This window comes from Enterocloster citroniae, from assembly GCF_040545455.1.
Taxonomy (GTDB): domain Bacteria; phylum Bacillota; class Clostridia; order Lachnospirales; family Lachnospiraceae; genus Enterocloster; species Enterocloster citroniae.
In genome coordinates, this window is the sequence record NZ_JBEPLZ010000003.1 from 83,406 (window position 1) to 100,531 (window position 17,126).

Genomic DNA, 17,126 nt, shown 5'->3' on the forward strand with positions numbered 1-17,126 from the left:
ATGGTAAGTATTCTTATCATGTATTATTATTATAGTAAACTCTGTGGTAGAATAGATAAGCAGAGACGAAACACGTATTTGGTCAATATATTTTTAACAGGAGGACTACCTTATGTCGGGCGGAACTATATTTAAATTTCATAATGATCTGGATACGGATCAGATTATTGCATCGCAGTATCTTTTACTGCCAACCATTGACGAGATGAAGGTGCATACATTTGAATCCCTGGATCCTGATTTTCCCCAAAAAGTAAAAGAAGGGGACTATGTGGTGGGAGGGGAAAACTTTGGCTGCGGTTCCTCCAGGGAACAGGCGCCAAGTGTCCTGAAAGCATTGGGTGTCAAGGCAGTGGTTGCCAAATCATTTGCCAGGATATTTTATAGAAATTCCATTAATATCGGACTTCCTGTGATTGTGTGCAAGGAACTTCCGGATGAGGTTGAGACAGGAGACGCCATGGAGCTTTCCCTGTCAGAGGGAGTTGCCCGGGCCAATGGGAAAGAATACCCCTGCACCAGGCTTCCTGAATATATGCAGAATATACTGAATCAGGGCGGACTGATCGCATCACTGAACAAGGAGGAGGCATAGCCATGGGAATGACAATCGCGGAGAAAATCATAGCAGCAGCAGCCGGCGTGGACAGCGTGAAGCCGGGGGATATACATACTGTGAAGCTGGACCGCCTTATGAGCAATGACGGCACCACGCATCTGACCGTTGATATGTACAACAACAAGCTTAAGAATCCGCGGATCGCGGATGCAAGGAAGCTGGTGTTCATCGTGGATCACAATGTGCCTGCGGACAATCCAAAGACAGCGGCTTCCCAGAAAAAGATGAGGGATTTTGCAAGGGAAAACAAGATCGACTTCTGGGAAGGAAAGGGCGTATGCCACCAGATCATGATGGAACACTACGTATGTCCGGGTGAGCTGATCTTTGGAGCGGACAGCCATACCTGTACCTACGGCGCACTGGGGGCATTCGGAACCGGCGTGGGCTGTACGGATTTCCTTTACGGCATGGTGACCGGGACCTCCTGGGTCCTGGTTCCTGAGACGGTAAAGTTCAACCTGGTGGGACGGCTTCCGGAGGGCGTCTATCCAAGGGATCTGATGCTGACCATCATCGGGGAAGTGGGGGCCAACGGGTGCAACTATCAGGTGATGGAATTTACCGGGGAGGGCGCCGGGACCTTCAGCGTCAATGACCGTATGGTGCTGTGCAACCTGGCCGTGGAGGCAGGCGCCAAGACCGGTATCTTTGAGGCGGATGAGGCTGCCCTGGAGTATCTGAGGGAGCGGGGGCGTGAGCCAAAGGCTGTCTTTACCAGCGATCCGGATGCGGTCTATGTGAGGGAGTATACCTTTGACCTGTCAAAGATCCAGCCGGTTGTGGCAAGGCCTGACTTTGTGGATGACGTGGTGCCTGCAAAGGATGTGTGCGGAGTTAAGATTGATGAGGCGTTCTTGGGTTCCTGCAACAACGGGCGGATCGAGGAACTGCGGGTTGGAGCAGAGCTTTTAAAAGGCAGGAAAGTGGCTGACAGCGTAAGGTTCCTGGTGGTTCCTGCAAGCCTTGAGGTCTACAGGCAGGCATTAAAGGAAGGCCTGATCGACATTTTCATGGAAGCGGGCGCCATTGTCATGAACCCCAACTGCAGTGTGTGCTGGGGGAGCTGCCAGGGTGTGATCGGTGAAAACGAGGTACTGATCAGCACAGGGACCCGCAACTTTAAGGGACGGGCAGGCCATCCCAGCTCCAAAGTTTATCTGGGATCCGCGGCAACAGTGACCGCATCGGCTATTGCAGGTGAAATCGCTCTGGCTAATTGACAAGGAAAGGAAGTTTGATCATGGAAATATTTACAGGCAGGGTCTGGGTACTGGGGGATGACATTGACACGGACATCATTATCCCAACGGAATATCTGGCCCTTAAAACCATTGATGATATGAAACAATACGGCTTCAGCCCCCTACGGCCGGAACTGGCGGCACAGATCAGGGAAGGGGATATCATTGTTGCGGGCAAAAATTTTGGGTGCGGTTCCTCCAGGGAACAGGCACCGGAGATCATCAAGGCGCTGGGCATCAAGTGCGTGATCGCCAAATCCTTTGCAAGGATCTTTTTCCGCAATTCCATCAACAACGGACTGCTGCTCATAGAGCAGCCGGATCTGTATGATGACATGACAGAAGGCGACAGCATAACGGTGACGGTGAATCACCATGTGGATTACAAGGAAAGGCAATACACGATCGCCTCCCTTCCCCAGAACCTGGTTGATATTATAAACGCAGGCGGGCTGGTGAAGGCCATGAGAAAACTGAACGGACTTGATTAAGGAGATTGCAATGGGAAACACGATCATTGAAAAGATTATTAAGCATAATACAGGTATGGATCAGGTAAAGCCCGGGGATATTGTCACGGTCAATGTGGACCGTGTGATGATCCATGATATTTTCATCCCATTTGTGGCTGAAAAGTTTGAGGAGATGGGCTTTACAAAGCTTTGGGATCCTGACCGGGTGGTGCTGATCTACGACCATCTGGTTCCGGCCAGCCAGCTGGATGATACAAGGCACTTCCGGGTGGGGGACGCCTTTGCCGCAAAGCACGGCATGAAGAATGTGCACAGAAGTGACGGGATCTGCCACCAGCTGATGACAGAGGCCGGATATGTGAAGCCCGGGGACGTGGTGTTCGGCACGGACAGCCATACCACTACCTATGGATGCGTGGGAGCATTTTCCTCAGGGATCGGCTACACGGAGATGGCAAGTATCCTGGGCACAGGGACCATGTGGATCAAGGTTCCGGAAACCATCCGGGTGGTCATTGACGGAACACTGCCGGAGGGCGTGATGTCAAAGGATATTATCCTGCGCCTGATCGGGGACCTGGGAGCGGACGGGGCCACATACCGGGCGCTGGAGTTCTCAGGAAGCACGGTGGAGTCCATGACCGTTGCCAGCCGAATGACCATGGCCAACATGGCCATTGAAGCAGGCGCCAAATGCGCGCTGTTTACGCCGGATGAAAAGACGGAAGCATATTGCGGGATCAAGTTGGATGAGTATCAGAAGAGTCTGACCGGAGATGGTGACGCGGTCTACATGAGGACCATTGTATACAAGGCCCAGGAGTTTGAACCGGTCATGGCATGTCCGTCCCAGGTGGATAAGATCAGGCCGGTAAGGGAACTGAAGGGAACACCCATAGACCAGGTATTCATCGGTTCCTGCACCAATGGACGGCTGGAGGATCTGGTGGCAGCCGCCCAGGTGCTAAAGGGCAGAAAGGTGGCTGACTATGTGAAGCTGATCGTCACACCGGCCAGCCGCAGGATCTACCAGGAGGCCATTGCCTGCGGCGCCATCGAAACCCTGGCGGAGGCAGGAGCCATTATCACACATCCGGGATGCGGACTGTGCTGCGGCCGGACCGGCGGAATATTAAGCGATGGGGAACGGGTGATCGCAACCAACAACCGCAACTTCCTGGGCCGTATGGGGACCTCCAAGGTGGAGATCTACCTGGCATCTCCGCGGACAGCCGCGGCCTGCGCCGTGGCCGGAGCAATCGTGGGACCGGAGGAATTTGCGTAGAAATTTTAGGCGGAAAAACGTTCATGTAACTGAAACAGTATCATAAAGACAAACCGGAAAAGTCCAGTAAGATCAAGGATAAGAACGGTTTGTCTTTCTTTTTTTCTGACAGGGCCCAATATAACAAAACATTGACTGCCCGAAGTTAGGACAAATCTGTTTCATTTTTTTGTATTTAAAACTGATGGAAACCAAGACAGCTGCCTTCATTTGATTGTACATTTGGCGGATTTCCATGAGTGTCCGGTGTGGTTTGGAGGTGATCTCCTTCTTTTTAATCAGGTTAAAATACCATTTTAACACCTGTGTATGTCCTGAAAATCCGGGGAAAATATAATAAAATGTAGAAAACGGAACAAGGGAGGAAGAACATGCCAATCTGTGTGAAAAGCGAAATAGGAAAGCTGAATAAAGTGATGCTCCACAGGCCGGGAAAAGAACTGGAACATCTTGTTCCGGACGAGCTGGAACGGCTGCTGTTTGACGATATTCCGTATTTGAGGACGGCCCAGAGTGAACATGACCTGTTTGCCGGTATTTTAAAGGAAAACGGGGCGGAGGTGGTATACCTGGAAGACAGGATGGCAGAGGTTTTAAAGGCAGATCCGGCTGTAAAGGAAAGCTTTGTAAAGCAGTTTATCAGTGAGAGCGGGAACACGGCCCAGAAGTTTAAGAACCAGTTATATGAGTTCCTTATGGATATACCGGATGAAAAGCAGCTGGTGCTAAAGACCATGTCCGGTGTCGGTATCCACGAACTGAAACCGGCTTTTGGCAGCCCTCTGGTAAGCCTGGTGAAGTCGGACAGCTATTTTATCACAGATCCCATACCCAACCTGTATTTTACAAGGGATCCGTTTGCCTGCATCGGAAACGGCGTGAGCCTGAACTGCATGTATTCCAGGACCAGGCGCAGGGAAACCATTTTTGGCAAATACATTCTGGAACACCACCCGGACCATGCCGGACGCACCCCTTTCTATTATAAGAGGGAGTACCCATTTTCCATTGAGGGAGGCGATATCCTGAACCTGAGCAGAAGGGTGCTGGCAGTGGGAATCTCCCAGAGGACAACACCGGAGGCCATCGAACTTCTGGCACAGAATATATTTGAGGACAAGGGCTGTGAGGTGGAGACCATCCTTGCCCTGGATATCCCCAGTATCAGGGCTTATATGCACCTGGATACCGTGTGCACCCAGGTGGATTACGATAAATTCACCATCCATCCGGGGATCCTGGGAAGCCTGCGCATCTATGAGATATGCAGGGGAGATAAGTCAGAGCCGCTCCACGTGACAGAACTGGACCAGCCTCTCCCCGTGGTTCTGGCCACCCATCTGGGGCTTGATAAGGTGACCATGATCCGCTGCGGCGGTAAGGACAAGATCGCCTCGGAACGGGAACAGTGGAATGACGGATCCAATACCCTTTGTATCCGGCCCGGAAGGGTAGTGGTGTATGACAGGAACTATATCACCAATTCCATCCTTCGGGACAATGGGATAGAGGTGCTGGAAATGCCCAGTTCAGAACTGTCCAGAGGCAGGGGAGGCCCGCGGTGTATGAGCATGCCTCTTGAGCGGGAAGAGATTTAAGTGAACATCATAATCATATAAAAGGAGAAGAGAAAATGGCTGTCAATGTAAGAGGAAGAAACTATCTGAAATTATTGGACTATACGCCGGAAGAGATCCGTTACCTGCTGGATCTGTCAAAGGAGTTTAAGAACATGAAAAGAAACGGCGTCCCCCACAGGTATCTGGAGAACAAAAACATCGTGCTTCTTTTTGAAAAGACATCCACCCGTACCCGTTGTGCCTTTGAGGTGGCGGGAATGGACCTGGGCATGGGAGTGACCTACCTGGATCCTGGCAGCAGCCAGATGGGGAAAAAAGAGAGTATTGCAGATACGGCAAGAGTCCTTGGCCGTATGTATGACGGGATCGAGTACAGGGGATTTGACCAGAAGATCGTGGATGAGCTGGCAGAGTACGCAGGTGTGCCGGTGTGGAATGGACTGACGGACCAGTTCCATCCCACCCAGATGCTGGCGGACCTTCTCACACTGGAGGAAAAGTTTGGCCGTTTAAAGGGCCTGAACTTTACATACATGGGCGATGCCAGAAACAACATGGGAAATTCACTCATGGTGGCGTGTGCAAAGATGGGGATTAACTTTACTGCCTGCGCGCCAAAGGAACTGTTCCCGGCCGAGGAACTGGTGAGCAGGGCCAGGGAGATCGCAGGGAAAAACGGATGCACGGTCCGTCTTACAGAGGATATTGACCAGGGGGCAAAGGACGCGGATGCGGTCTACACAGATATATGGGTTTCCATGGGTGAGCCTGACGAGGTGTGGGGCACAAGGATCAAACTTCTCCGCGGCTACCAGGTCAATGCAGAGGTGATGAAGAAAGCAAAACCCTCGGCCATTTTCATGCACTGCCTGCCATCCTTCCATGATACCAATACCACCATCGGCGCGGAGATCGCAAAGAAGTTCGGCATCAATGAGATGGAAGTCACCAACGAGGTGTTTGAGTCAAGACAGTCCGTTGTATTTGATGAGGCGGAAAACCGTATGCACACCATCAAGGCAGTGATCTACGCCACACTTTGCTGATATCTGCTTTTGGATTGACGGGAGCCTTGATTGGAGGAAACAGTGAATAAGATGAAAAAACGGATCGTGGTCGCCCTTGGGGGAAATGCCCTGGGCAGCACGCCCGGGGAGCAGATCACACATGTCCGCGCTGCTGCAAAGATCATAGCGGACCTGGCTTCGGAAGGCCATGAGATCATCATAGGCCATGGAAACGGACCTCAGGTGGGAATCATTAATTCAGCCATGGATTATGCGGCCGCCAACGGCCCCTGTACCCCATATATGCCCTTTCCGGAGTGCGGCGCTATGTCCCAGGGATTTATAGGCTACCACCTCCAGCAGGCGCTGCAGCAAAGCCTTCTGAAACGGAACCTGGGTAAGGCGGTGGTCAGTGTGGTCACCCAGGTCCTGGTGGATAAAAATGATCCGGCTTTTGAAAATCCCACCAAGCCCATTGGGAATTTTTGTACCTATGAGGAGGCCGTGAAGCTGGAAAAAGAAAAAGGATTTGTCTTTGTGGAGGACGCCGGGCGGGGTTACCGCCGGGTCGTGCCATCCCCGGCACCTCAACGGATCGTGGAACTGGGAGCTATACGGAAAATGATACAGAGCGGCCTGCTGGTGATCGCTGTGGGAGGCGGAGGGATCCCCGTGGTGGAGGATGACCAGGGAATACACGGGATCGATGCTGTCATTGACAAGGACAGATCCAGCAGTAAACTGGCCCAGGAGCTGAAGGCAGATATGCTGATCATTCTGACGGCCGTGGACCAGGTCTATATCAATTACAGCCAGCCGGACCAGAGGGCACTTTCAGAGCTGACCCTAAAGGAGGCGGATGCCTATATAAAGTCAGGCCAGTTTGCAAAGGGAAGCATGCTTCCCAAAGTAGAAGCATGTATGGAGTTTGTGAGAGCCCTGCCCGGCAGGAGCGCCATTATCACTTCCCTGGAAAAGGCGGCCCAGGCCCTCCACGGTGAAGCGGGGACAAGGATCCGCTCAGAGCCGGCTCCAAGCAGCTATGTGCCTTTAGACATGGATAGTGAATCATATGAGGCAGATATCAATTAATAAGAGAGAAAGAAGGAGAATATATGTCATTTAAAATACCTGAATACCATCATCCCGACTTTACAAAGGAACTGTTTGTAAATGCCCCCGATGCCAAATACCAGGAGGCGGATATGGACGGGGTTGCACCGGATCATTACCACAGTACCTCCATGTATCCGGAATATTTTAAGATCAACGGTAAGTGGATCCTGGCAGAGGAAAGCCGCATGGATTCCAGCGTGGTACTTTGTGATGACGGACACCTGGAAGTGGTGGAGAACCGGAACATCAAAAAAGGCGATAAGGTGATTCTGGGACGCACGGAAAAGTGTGAAGAGGGGATCTATATGCACTGTCATGGATTTGAACAGGAGGGGGAGCATCTGGAGGACCAGTTTGTATTCCGCCAGGGAAGAAGCCGTGAGACTTCCTACGCCCGCGACTATGACAACCTGTTTGAACTGTTAAAACATGAAAAGGAATTCGGCAACATTGTCTGGGTCATGGGACCTGCCTTTTCCTTTGACGCGGATGCGAGGGCGGCCATGCAGGCGCTGATCGACAACGGATACGCCCACGGCCTGATGGCCGGAAATGCCCTGGCCACCCATGACCTGGAGGGCGCCCTGCTGCACACGGCCCTGGGGCAGGACATCTACACCCAGGTATCCCAGCCGAACGGCCACTATAACCACCTGGATGTGATCAACAAGGTGCGCAGGAGCGGTTCCATTCCACAGTTTATAAAAGACTACAACATTGATAACGGCATTATCTACAGCTGTGTCAAAAATAATGTACCTATGGTGCTCACCGGCTCCATCCGCGATGACGGCCCCATGCCGGAGGTGATCGCCAGCGCTTACGAAGGACAGAGCGCCATGAGGAACCTGGTGCGCAGATCCACCTGTGTGATCTGCCTGGCAACCATGCTCCACACCATTGCCACCGGCAACATGACCCCCTCTTTCCGCGTCATGCCGGACGGAACCATCCGCCCTGTATACCTCTACACCGTGGACGCAGATGAGTTTGTGGTCAACAAGCTGTTAGACAGAGGCAGCCTCTGCGCAACCACAGTGGTGACCAATGTCCAGGATTTCATCACCATTGTAGCCAAAGGACTGAAACTGATGTAAAAAAAAGCCGGCCCCGTCCCATCCCCATTCCCTGAACGGACGGATGCCCCCACCCTTGAATCTCAATTCTCCTGCAACTCGATCGTCTGACGGAACCAGCCGGGCGTCATGGAGCGGAACTTCAGGAAGTTGCGGTTCAGGGTTTTTTCATTGTTGTATCCGGTTTCCAGGGCTATCTCCAATATGCTTTTTGTGGTTTTAAGCAGGAGTTCGGAGGCTCTGTTGACCCGGATAAAATTAAGATAGTCCGTAAAGTTCATCTCCACCTGGTACAGCAGGATACGGTTTAATTCCCTGGGGGACATGTTAAACTGTTCCGCCACGGTTTTGGGATGAAGGTCCTCGCTGTAATGGCGGTAGATGTATGAAACAACGGAATAAAAGTCCTTCCTGTCCTTGATGCGGCACATATTGCCAATGTTCTGGTAAGTGCTGCGGAAGTCATTTGCCTTCATGCCCACCCTTGCGGAGAATACCTTGCTGATATGGGCGCTGTCCACAAAACCGAGGATCTCAGACAGCTCCTCCAGGGTGAAATCAGTGTACAGAAGATAATTGATGGTTTTGCCGATCCGCATTTCACCCAAAAGGTCAAAAAATGATAGTCCGGTGGTCTTTGTAATATAAGCGCTGATGGAGGATTCACTCATATAAAAGATCTTGGACAGCATGGCCAGGGTTATCTTCTCGTTCAAATGGCTGTAAAGATACTGGAATATCTCGCTGGGCTCAATGGTCTGGGGGGAAGCGGGGGCACCAGTCTCCCTTTTTGCCCGTAAAAAGCAGATGATGATCTCAATCAGTTTGTTTGTTATGTAAAGATTGCCCAGATCCCGGCTGGATGACGCATGGGAATCCCGGCCGGAATCCATGGTGGATTCCATACCAATCTCTTCCTTTATCTGCAGAAACAGTTTCTGCATGGACTCCAGGGCATCTCCCTCCAAATATAGGACAGGCTGTCTGGAAAGGGATTGCATAATGGACAGCGGATCGCTGCTGGGATTGTAGAAAGTCTTGATGATCTCATTGATATTATCGAAATAATACGCCATAACAAAAAATTGAATGGGTGCGGCCACCTCCACGATATCGCTGATCTGCCACGGCAGCACGGAAACCACGGTTCCGGGCTTTAAATGGTAGGGGCGGTTGTTCAGCATAAGCGTGCCTTCTCCGCTGTTGATCAGCCAGAATCGTGACATGGGATGGATCAGAGGCGTGGTGGGTTCGGTCAATACCTCGATATCAAAGCTGCATATTTTATTTTCATCCTGCATGGAACAGTACAGGCTTTGCATTGGTACGATCTTTGCCATAGCAGTCTCCCTTTGTATGGTTATTTGTAACTGTCCAGGAGTAATCTTGGAATACAGGGTACTCCATTGGCTATTATAAACTTTTTTTCAGGTGGAATCAAGAAGGAGGGCATGGGATTCCAATGAACTCGTAACCTTGGTGCCGTTATATGGAAAGACAAGGGTTGCGTATTTATGGAGGAATGGCGTATAATTATCTGATACAGGCACTGCCTGAAGGGGTGGGAGTCTTGAACGGAGGCAAAGATGAAAATAGGAAAAGAATTGCTGTATCTATCATTTTCGGATGTGGAATCCTTGGATTTATCAATCAGCGAGTGCATTGATGTGCTTGAGGCGGTATACAGGTCTAAAAGTAATGGGGAGACAGAGATCCCCTTAAAGCCCAGAATAGGAAACCCGGATACGGAAGGATTTTTAAAGGCATATTCTGCCCGTATCGTGGACAGGAGGGAGATGGGGACAAAATGGCTTGGGGCAAGGCCCGCAAATCCGAAGCTTTTTTCCCTTCCAACCATTACCGGATTGATTATTCTAAATGATCCTGACACCTTCTGCCCCATGGCTGTGATGGACTGTACCTGGATCACTGGCATGCGCACAGCCGGGGTCAGCGGAATCGCCCTGCGCCATCTGGTGCGGGAGGGGAATAAGAATATTTCAGTGCTGGGCTGCGGAGTCCAGGGCAGGACCCATCTGGACGCGGCGGTCAGCCAGTGTAAGGGTATTGACCGGATCTATGCCTGGGGTCCCCATGAGGACAGCCTGGAGCGATTTAAAAAGGAAATGGAGGAGCGGCACGGGATCTCCATCACCATATCCACCGATGCGGAGTATGTTGTGTCCAGAGGGGATGTCTTACTGTCCTCAACACCCTTTGGACGGGCCGATACATTTACCGTGGTGCAGAAGGAATGGCTGAAGCCCGGGGTGACTGCGATCTCCATCAGCGGCGCCAACCATTTTGAGTATGACGCGTTTATGTCATTTGACCGGTATTTTATGGATGATCATGAGGTCTATGACAAGATCCAGTCAAGACCACGGCCATGGGACGGGACGCGGTCCCTGCGGCCGGTTATGATCGGTGATCTCCTCACCGGAAGGGCGCAGGGGCGCAGGGACAATGATGAAAAGATCCTGCTGGTCACCGGCGGGGAAGGGATCTGTGATATTTCCGTTGGCAATGTGGTGATGAAACGAGCTCTTGAAAAAGGGGTGGGAACGATACTTGCGCTGTGATCCCGACAAACAAAGGAAGGAGCAGGATCATGAAACCTCACCTTTTCTTATTGGACCATTTCAATAACATGAAAATAGGGAAAAAGATCATGCTTGCCTTTGTCATGGCATCCATAGTCCCCATTCTGGCCATCCAGTTCATTGGATACAGGATGAATTCCAATTCCCTGAAACGCAAGATCGATACCCTGATGGTGGACAATCTGACCCAGCTCTCGGAACGGGTGGACCTGACCATGGACATTTACACCAACCTGGTATATCAGATCTATGTGGATGATAAGATCATAGAAAATGTAAATATCCTTATGGAACGGGAAGCCGGTGAACGGGAGGTTGCTTTCCACACCATATATAACCGGCTGCAGCAGGCTGAGAAGTCGGTAAAAGGCGTGCGCTGCATCAGTGTTATCTGTTCCAACGGCCAGTCGGTTACATATGATGCCGGCACCGGTTCCTCCATTGAGAATTTGTGGGATGATTACGGTGACCTGAGGGAGATAGCGCCTTACCGTGATGTGCAGGGCCAGCCTGGAATGCTGGTCACGCCCACAACCAGGTATAAGGGCTATGACGGGGATGAGTACTATTTCCATATCTCAAAATGTATGTATGATTATAATAATCTGGATAAAGGCGTTATTGCCACCATTGTCATGAGTGTGGACGAGAGCGTGCTGCGGGACATCTGCGCGGTTGCCATTGCAGAAGACGAGGCCGAGTACAATATAAACTTTATCACGGACCGGACCGGCTTTGTCATATCCTACCCCAATCCCTTCTATACGGGGATCAATATGAACCCAAAGCTGTCCGTACAGGAATTTGTCAGTGTGACGGGACTGTTGAAAGGCCAGAACACGGCTGTGAATACATATGTGAATGAGCACAGGGGATGGGTGTATTACAATGTATACAATAAGGATTATATGATGCGGGACATAAGGAACAACCAGATCATGTTCATTGTCATCAGTCTGACAGCCATCCTGTTTTCCAGTGTGCTGATCTGCTATATTGTGCGCAGGATCGGCAGCTCTGTGGCCCTGATCACAGATGGGATCGACCAGGTCAAGGAGGGGAACCTGAATGTGTCCGTTGCTCTGGAGAGCAGGGACGAGCTGGGACAGATCGCCAGCAACTTCAATGATATGACAGGCAAGGTCAGAAACCTGGTGGCTGAGGTGTCACAGGCAAAGGATCAGCAGAAAAATGCGGAGATCCGTGCACTGGAAGCACAGATCAATCCCCATTTTTTATATAATACCCTGGATTCCATCAACTGGATGGCCATTGAGAAAGAAGAGTATGAGATCAGCAGGATGCTGCGCAACCTTGGCGTTATCCTGCGTTACAGCGTGAACCAGAGCAATCAGATGGCCAGTGTATCGGAGGTGGCCGATTGGCTGGAAAAATATGTAAGTCTTCAGCAGATGCGTTTTAACCAGTCCTTCCGGTTTTCGCTGAATGTAACAGAAGAAGCCAGGAAGGTGATGATCTATAAGCTGCTCCTCCAACCCTTTGTGGAGAATGCCATTATCCACGGCTTTAAGGGAACGGAAAAGGGAGGGGTGCTCAGGGTGGACCTGTTCCTGTCCGAGACCGGAGAACGGCTGAATATCATAATAGAGGACAATGGAAAGGGAATGTCCCGGGAGATGGCGGAAAGCTTTAATGTGCGTGAACAGGCGGTAAAGGATGAGGGAGGAAGCATTGGCCTGCACAATGCATTTGCCAGAATGGACATGTACTATGGAAAGGAAGCTGTGTGGAATGTGAACAGCATTGAGGGAATGGGTACGGTGGTCACCCTGACCCTGCCTGTGAACAGGCCGTCTTAAGGAGGATATCATGAGGATACTGATCGTAGAAGATGAAGTGATGATAAGGGAAGGTCTGGCAAGACTGATCAAATCACATACCGGGCACACGGTGATCGGGGAGGCGTCCAACGGACAGGAGGGCCTGTCTCTTGCGCTTAGATTCAAGCCGGATCTGGTCATAACAGATATCCGTATGCCGGTGATGGATGGGCTTCAGATGATCGAAGCCCTTCACGGCATGAGTCTTCCCATCCGGGCTGTGATACTCAGCGGGTATTCTGAATTCGATTATGCAAAGAAAGCCATTCATTTTGGTGTGGACGACTATCTGCTAAAGCCTCTGGCAGCAGAGGATATTGTGGATCTGCTGGAGCGCACCCAGAGAAAGATGGAGGCGGAAGAACAGAAAAATGCCGGCACTCCGGGACAGTGCATCAAGGAGTTGATTTATGGCGGTCCGCTGTCGGAGGAGGAAGACAGACGGGTGAGAACGATCTGCGGTTTTGGCGCTTTTGTTCATTTCCAGCTGTATTTAGGATATACAGGGGATGCACCCATCGGTTATGAGGAGGAGATCGGCGGAAAGTTTGACCAGATCAGGGCACTGCTGCCTTCCGTCCGGCTCCATGTATCGTGGGACAGGGGAAGGCGTCAGTTCCTGGGTCTGGCCGCCCTGCCGGAGGATGAGGACGTATCCTGCCTGCTCTGCCAGGCAGTGGAGCGGAAGATCGTGCGGCCTTATAAGCAAAGGGACGGCCGGGCGGTCTGGGCCATGGTTTCCATGAAAGGGTGGGAGTCTGTCCAAAAGGGAGCGCGGGATGCGGAACTTCTGATCAGGGAGGCCCTGCCTGTTACGGAGGGAGATCTGGTCACCAGGGAACGCATGGACGCGGTTGACTGGAAGGAGTTCCGTTTTCCTGCCGACCTTGGCGCCGATATGAAGAATGCCCTGTGCAGGGGAGATCTGGAAAATGCCCGGAAAACGGGGGAAATGTTCATGGAGTTTATGAAAGACGGACCTTACCGGGAGCAGGAAATACGGCAGGCATATCTGAAAGCCACTTACCTGCTTTTAGATACCGTCCGCGAGATAGACGGGGACACCTATGGGCAGCTGCAGAACGCAGACCTGCTGACCCGGTGTACGGAGGCAGTTACCCTGCGGGAACTGGAACAAAGCTATGGGGATGGACTTTCCCTTGTGTGCAGCCCCCATAGGGTAAAAGAGGACATCAGCAATTACACCATCAAACGCGCTATCAACTATATCAGGGAGCATTACCAGGAGGGAATTTCCCTGGAGGAGGTGGCCGGTAAGCTGGGAATCACTCCGGAATACCTGAGTACGCTGTTTAACCGGGAGATGGGGGAGAATTTTTCCACATTTTTAAGGAAATTCAGGATCAGCCATGCAAAGCGGCTTTTGAAAGGTACGGACATGAAGGTATATGAAATCGCGGAGACAGTAGGCTACACGGATCCCAAATACTTTGCAAGGGTGTTCAAAGATGAACTCGGCATATCCCCCGGGGATTACAGGCAGATGGACTAGGCGTGAAAGATACTCTGCAAAGGAGGGATGGCATGAAATGGAAAACAGAGAGCCGGACAAAAAGACGGCCGGCCGGGTGTTATACCCTGTTCTGTATCCTGTTCTCCCTGATCTGTCTGGGAGGCTGCGGTGTGCAGATTAGGGCGCCTGAACTGCCGGGGCAGGAAACAGGGCCGCGGGAAGTGGTGCTCTGGTCCTATTATGAGACAAAACAGCAGAAAGAAGGACTGGACCGTCTGGTGGAAGGCTTTAACAACAGCCAGGATGAATACATGGCCAGATGGGAATACCAGGGGCCTTCCTCGGAATTTAAAAAGCTTTTATCCATTGGAGTGGCGGAGGGAAAGCTGCCGGATGTGGTGTTGATCGATAACCCGGATATGCGCAAATACGTGGACCTGGGCATTTTTGAGGACATCACGCAGGCCGTGGAGGGGCGGTATGATCTGTCCCAGTTTTACCCGGAAGTCCTCTCCTCGGTGCAGTATGACGGCAGATACTATGGCATGCCTTTTTGCTGCAATAACGTGGGTCTTGTGTATAACAGGGAAATGTTCCGGGAAGCCGGTATGGAGCCGCCTGAGAACTGGGAAGAATTTCTGAAGGCTGCCAGGGCAATGACCACAGGGGAGAGGTACGGTTTTATCATGTCGGCAATTGTGGAGGAGCAGTCCTCTTTCCAGCTGGTACCCTGGATCTTGTCAACCGGGGAGGAGATGGATGATCTGGGAGGGGAGGGGACCGTAAAGGCCCTTGCGCTGCTGCGGGATATGGTGGAGGAGGGGATTATGCCCAAGGACTGTATCAACTGGTCCCAGGTGGATGTGGCCAGACAGTTTGCGGCAGGTAAATGCGCCATGATGGAGAACGGTCCCTGGGCCCTTCCTTTGGTGGAGGAGGCAGGCGTTGATTACGGAGTGGTCAAGCTTCCGGTAGACCAACAGAGTATTGTGGTAACCGGCGGGGAGAATTTTGGGGTCGTTAAGGGAAAGAACGTGGATGGGGTCATGGCGCTTATGTCCTATTATTATAAAGACGAAGTCATGCTCAGTCTCAATAAGCAAATGTATTCCCTGCCTCCTGTCAGGCATCTGGCGGAAAAATTCCAGGAAAAGAATCCGGTTTACCAGGTGTTTGTGGAACAGATGGACCACTGCATTACAAGGAGCGCCTACTCCTATTGGCCCAAGATCACAGGCGTGCTTTCCGAAGGCCTGTATGAGGTCATAACAGGGGGAATGACGCCGCAGGAGGCGGCAGAGCGGATCGGATCCAAGGTCCAGGGTAGAGAAAATTAAAGAGGGTGGATAATTTTAAACCTGTTTTTCCAGGGATTTAAAATATATCCACCCTCTTTAATATTTTCCCCTAACAAAACCCTCCCTCCCCTTTTATAATGAAAGCATTAAACAAGAGGGAGGTTTTTTAATGAAGAAGAGATTTGTCAGTACCTTATTATGTGCAGCAATGACTGCGGCAATGGTATCGGGATGCGGTTCGGGGAATACGTCAGGGGGAAGCACACAGGCGGCCGCCGCGGATACGGGCAGTAAAAAGGAGGTCGTTATCTGGGATTATTTTGAGACAGACGCCCAGAAGGAGATGATGACCAGCCTGCTGGACGGATTTAATTCTTCCCAGAATGAATATGTTGCAAGCCACGTTTATGTGCCCTTCTCCGATTATGAGAAGCAGCTCACCCTGGGGATCGCATCGGGAGAACTGCCGGATCTGGTCATCCTGGACGGCTGTTCCATGGCAAGCTTTATTTCACTGGGATTATTCGGTGACATATCGGACGCGGATATTAAGTGGGATGAATACATACAAGGCCCCATGGAATCCACCATGGCGGATGGCAGGCATTACGGCATTCCGTTTGCCACCAACTGTACGGCCCTGTTCTACAATAAAGATATGTTCGATGCAGCAGGGGTGGAGTATCCTGATGAGAATACCACATGGGAGCAGTTCCATGAGATGGCAAAGGCCCTGACCAAAGACGGAGTTACGGGTTTTGGAAATGCAGCCACCAATACGGACGAGGGTACGTTCCAGTGCCTGCAGTGGCTCTATACCGCAGGAGGCAGCTACACAGACATCAAGGGCGGAATCAAGGCCTATGACCTGATGCAGGAGATGATCACAGACGGTTCATGGACAAAGGAATGTGTAAACTGGACACAGTCTGACGTAAACAATAACTTTATTGCAGGCAATCTGGCCATGCAGCAGAACGGGCCCTGGCAGATCCCGGGAATCGCCAAGGATGCGCCGGATCTGAATTACGGCGTGACCGTCCTTCCCAAGATGGATGATGCCAGCGGTCAGGCCACCTCCATTCTGGGCGGCGAGAACATGGGCGTGGTTGCCAAGGATGATACGGCAGGCGCTGTTGCATTTTTAAAATATTATGACCAGACCCAGGTGATGGTGGACGCCATGAAGCAGTACGGCTCCTTCCCTCCAAAGACAGAAGCTGCCAAGGACGCTTACTGGACCGATGACCCCATCCAGGCGGAGTTTATCACCCAGCTGGAAACCTCTATCCCAAGAGGACCTTCCGCCTCATGGCCATCCTATTCCTCTGCGATCCAGAAAGGGTTCCAGGAAGTCCTGACCCTGTCAAAGACACCGGAACAGGTGGCTGAGGATACTCAGGAAGCAGTGGACGCAGTGAAATAAAAGCACAAATTCGGCGGAGGACAAAAGGGACCTGTCTCGTCCGCAGAGGTAAAAGGGATCTGCCCCCGGTCTCAGGAGCAAAGG

Annotated in this window: 14 protein-coding genes; 13 read left to right on the forward strand and 1 reads right to left on the reverse strand. The window is 51.5% G+C overall.

Going from position 1 to position 17,126, the window contains the following annotated elements; all coding sequences use genetic code 11:
• The first annotated feature begins 112 nt into the window (after positions 1-112).
• The 8 genes from ABID13_RS04470 (at position 113) to ABID13_RS04505 (ending at position 8,421) form a co-directional block, all read left to right on the forward strand.
• A complete protein-coding gene (locus ABID13_RS04470; protein ID WP_007859030.1) occupies positions 113-595 on the forward strand; it encodes a LeuD/DmdB family oxidoreductase small subunit in 483 nt (160 codons plus the stop codon).
• A 2-nt stretch (positions 596-597) separates the two neighbouring features.
• Complete coding sequence (locus ABID13_RS04475; RefSeq protein WP_045092113.1) at positions 598-1,842, forward strand: 3-isopropylmalate dehydratase large subunit; 1,245 nt, start codon at positions 598-600, stop codon at positions 1,840-1,842.
• A 20-nt stretch (positions 1,843-1,862) separates the two neighbouring features.
• Positions 1,863-2,354, forward strand: a complete 492-nt coding sequence (locus ABID13_RS04480; RefSeq protein ID WP_045092112.1) for a LeuD/DmdB family oxidoreductase small subunit — start codon at positions 1,863-1,865, stop codon at positions 2,352-2,354.
• 10 nt (positions 2,355-2,364) lie between these two features.
• Positions 2,365-3,621, forward strand: coding sequence for a 3-isopropylmalate dehydratase large subunit (locus ABID13_RS04485; protein ID WP_048930228.1), 1,257 nt, complete (start codon positions 2,365-2,367; stop codon positions 3,619-3,621).
• A 371-nt stretch (positions 3,622-3,992) separates the two neighbouring features.
• On the forward strand, positions 3,993-5,219 hold the full coding sequence (arcA, locus tag ABID13_RS04490; RefSeq protein WP_048930227.1) for an arginine deiminase: 1,227 nt from the start codon (positions 3,993-3,995) through the stop codon (positions 5,217-5,219).
• Positions 5,220-5,254: 35 nt separating this feature from the next.
• A complete protein-coding gene (gene argF, locus ABID13_RS04495) occupies positions 5,255-6,247 on the forward strand; it encodes an ornithine carbamoyltransferase (protein WP_048930226.1) in 993 nt (330 codons plus the stop codon).
• Between the two features lie 51 nt (positions 6,248-6,298).
• Complete coding sequence (gene arcC, locus ABID13_RS04500; protein WP_242849270.1) at positions 6,299-7,300, forward strand: carbamate kinase; 1,002 nt, start codon at positions 6,299-6,301, stop codon at positions 7,298-7,300.
• Positions 7,301-7,323: 23 nt separating this feature from the next.
• Positions 7,324-8,421, forward strand: coding sequence for a putative NPN-dependent ornithine cyclodeaminase (locus ABID13_RS04505; RefSeq protein WP_048930224.1), 1,098 nt, complete (start codon positions 7,324-7,326; stop codon positions 8,419-8,421).
• A gap of 62 nt (positions 8,422-8,483) precedes the next feature.
• On the opposite strand, the gene ABID13_RS04510 is transcribed toward ABID13_RS04505, so the two are convergent.
• Positions 8,484-9,740, reverse strand: a complete 1,257-nt coding sequence (locus ABID13_RS04510) for an AraC family transcriptional regulator (RefSeq protein WP_007859013.1) — start codon at positions 9,738-9,740, stop codon at positions 8,484-8,486.
• 246 nt (positions 9,741-9,986) lie between these two features.
• Between ABID13_RS04510 and ABID13_RS04515 the strand changes: the two genes are divergently transcribed.
• The 5 genes from ABID13_RS04515 (at position 9,987) to ABID13_RS04535 (ending at position 17,042) form a co-directional block, all read left to right on the forward strand.
• Positions 9,987-10,982, forward strand: a complete 996-nt coding sequence (locus ABID13_RS04515; protein WP_007859011.1) for an ornithine cyclodeaminase family protein — start codon at positions 9,987-9,989, stop codon at positions 10,980-10,982.
• A 29-nt stretch (positions 10,983-11,011) separates the two neighbouring features.
• Positions 11,012-12,823, forward strand: coding sequence for a cache domain-containing sensor histidine kinase (locus ABID13_RS04520; RefSeq protein WP_007859009.1), 1,812 nt, complete (start codon positions 11,012-11,014; stop codon positions 12,821-12,823).
• A 10-nt stretch (positions 12,824-12,833) separates the two neighbouring features.
• The gene (locus ABID13_RS04525; RefSeq protein ID WP_007859007.1) at positions 12,834-14,357 is read left to right on the forward strand and encodes a response regulator transcription factor; all 1,524 of its coding nucleotides are present in this window, start codon (positions 12,834-12,836) and stop codon (positions 14,355-14,357) included.
• A 32-nt stretch (positions 14,358-14,389) separates the two neighbouring features.
• Positions 14,390-15,655, forward strand: coding sequence for an extracellular solute-binding protein (locus ABID13_RS04530; RefSeq protein WP_048930223.1), 1,266 nt, complete (start codon positions 14,390-14,392; stop codon positions 15,653-15,655).
• 130 nt (positions 15,656-15,785) lie between these two features.
• Complete coding sequence (locus ABID13_RS04535) at positions 15,786-17,042, forward strand: sugar ABC transporter substrate-binding protein (protein WP_007859002.1); 1,257 nt, start codon at positions 15,786-15,788, stop codon at positions 17,040-17,042.
• Positions 17,043-17,126 lie beyond the last annotated feature (84 nt).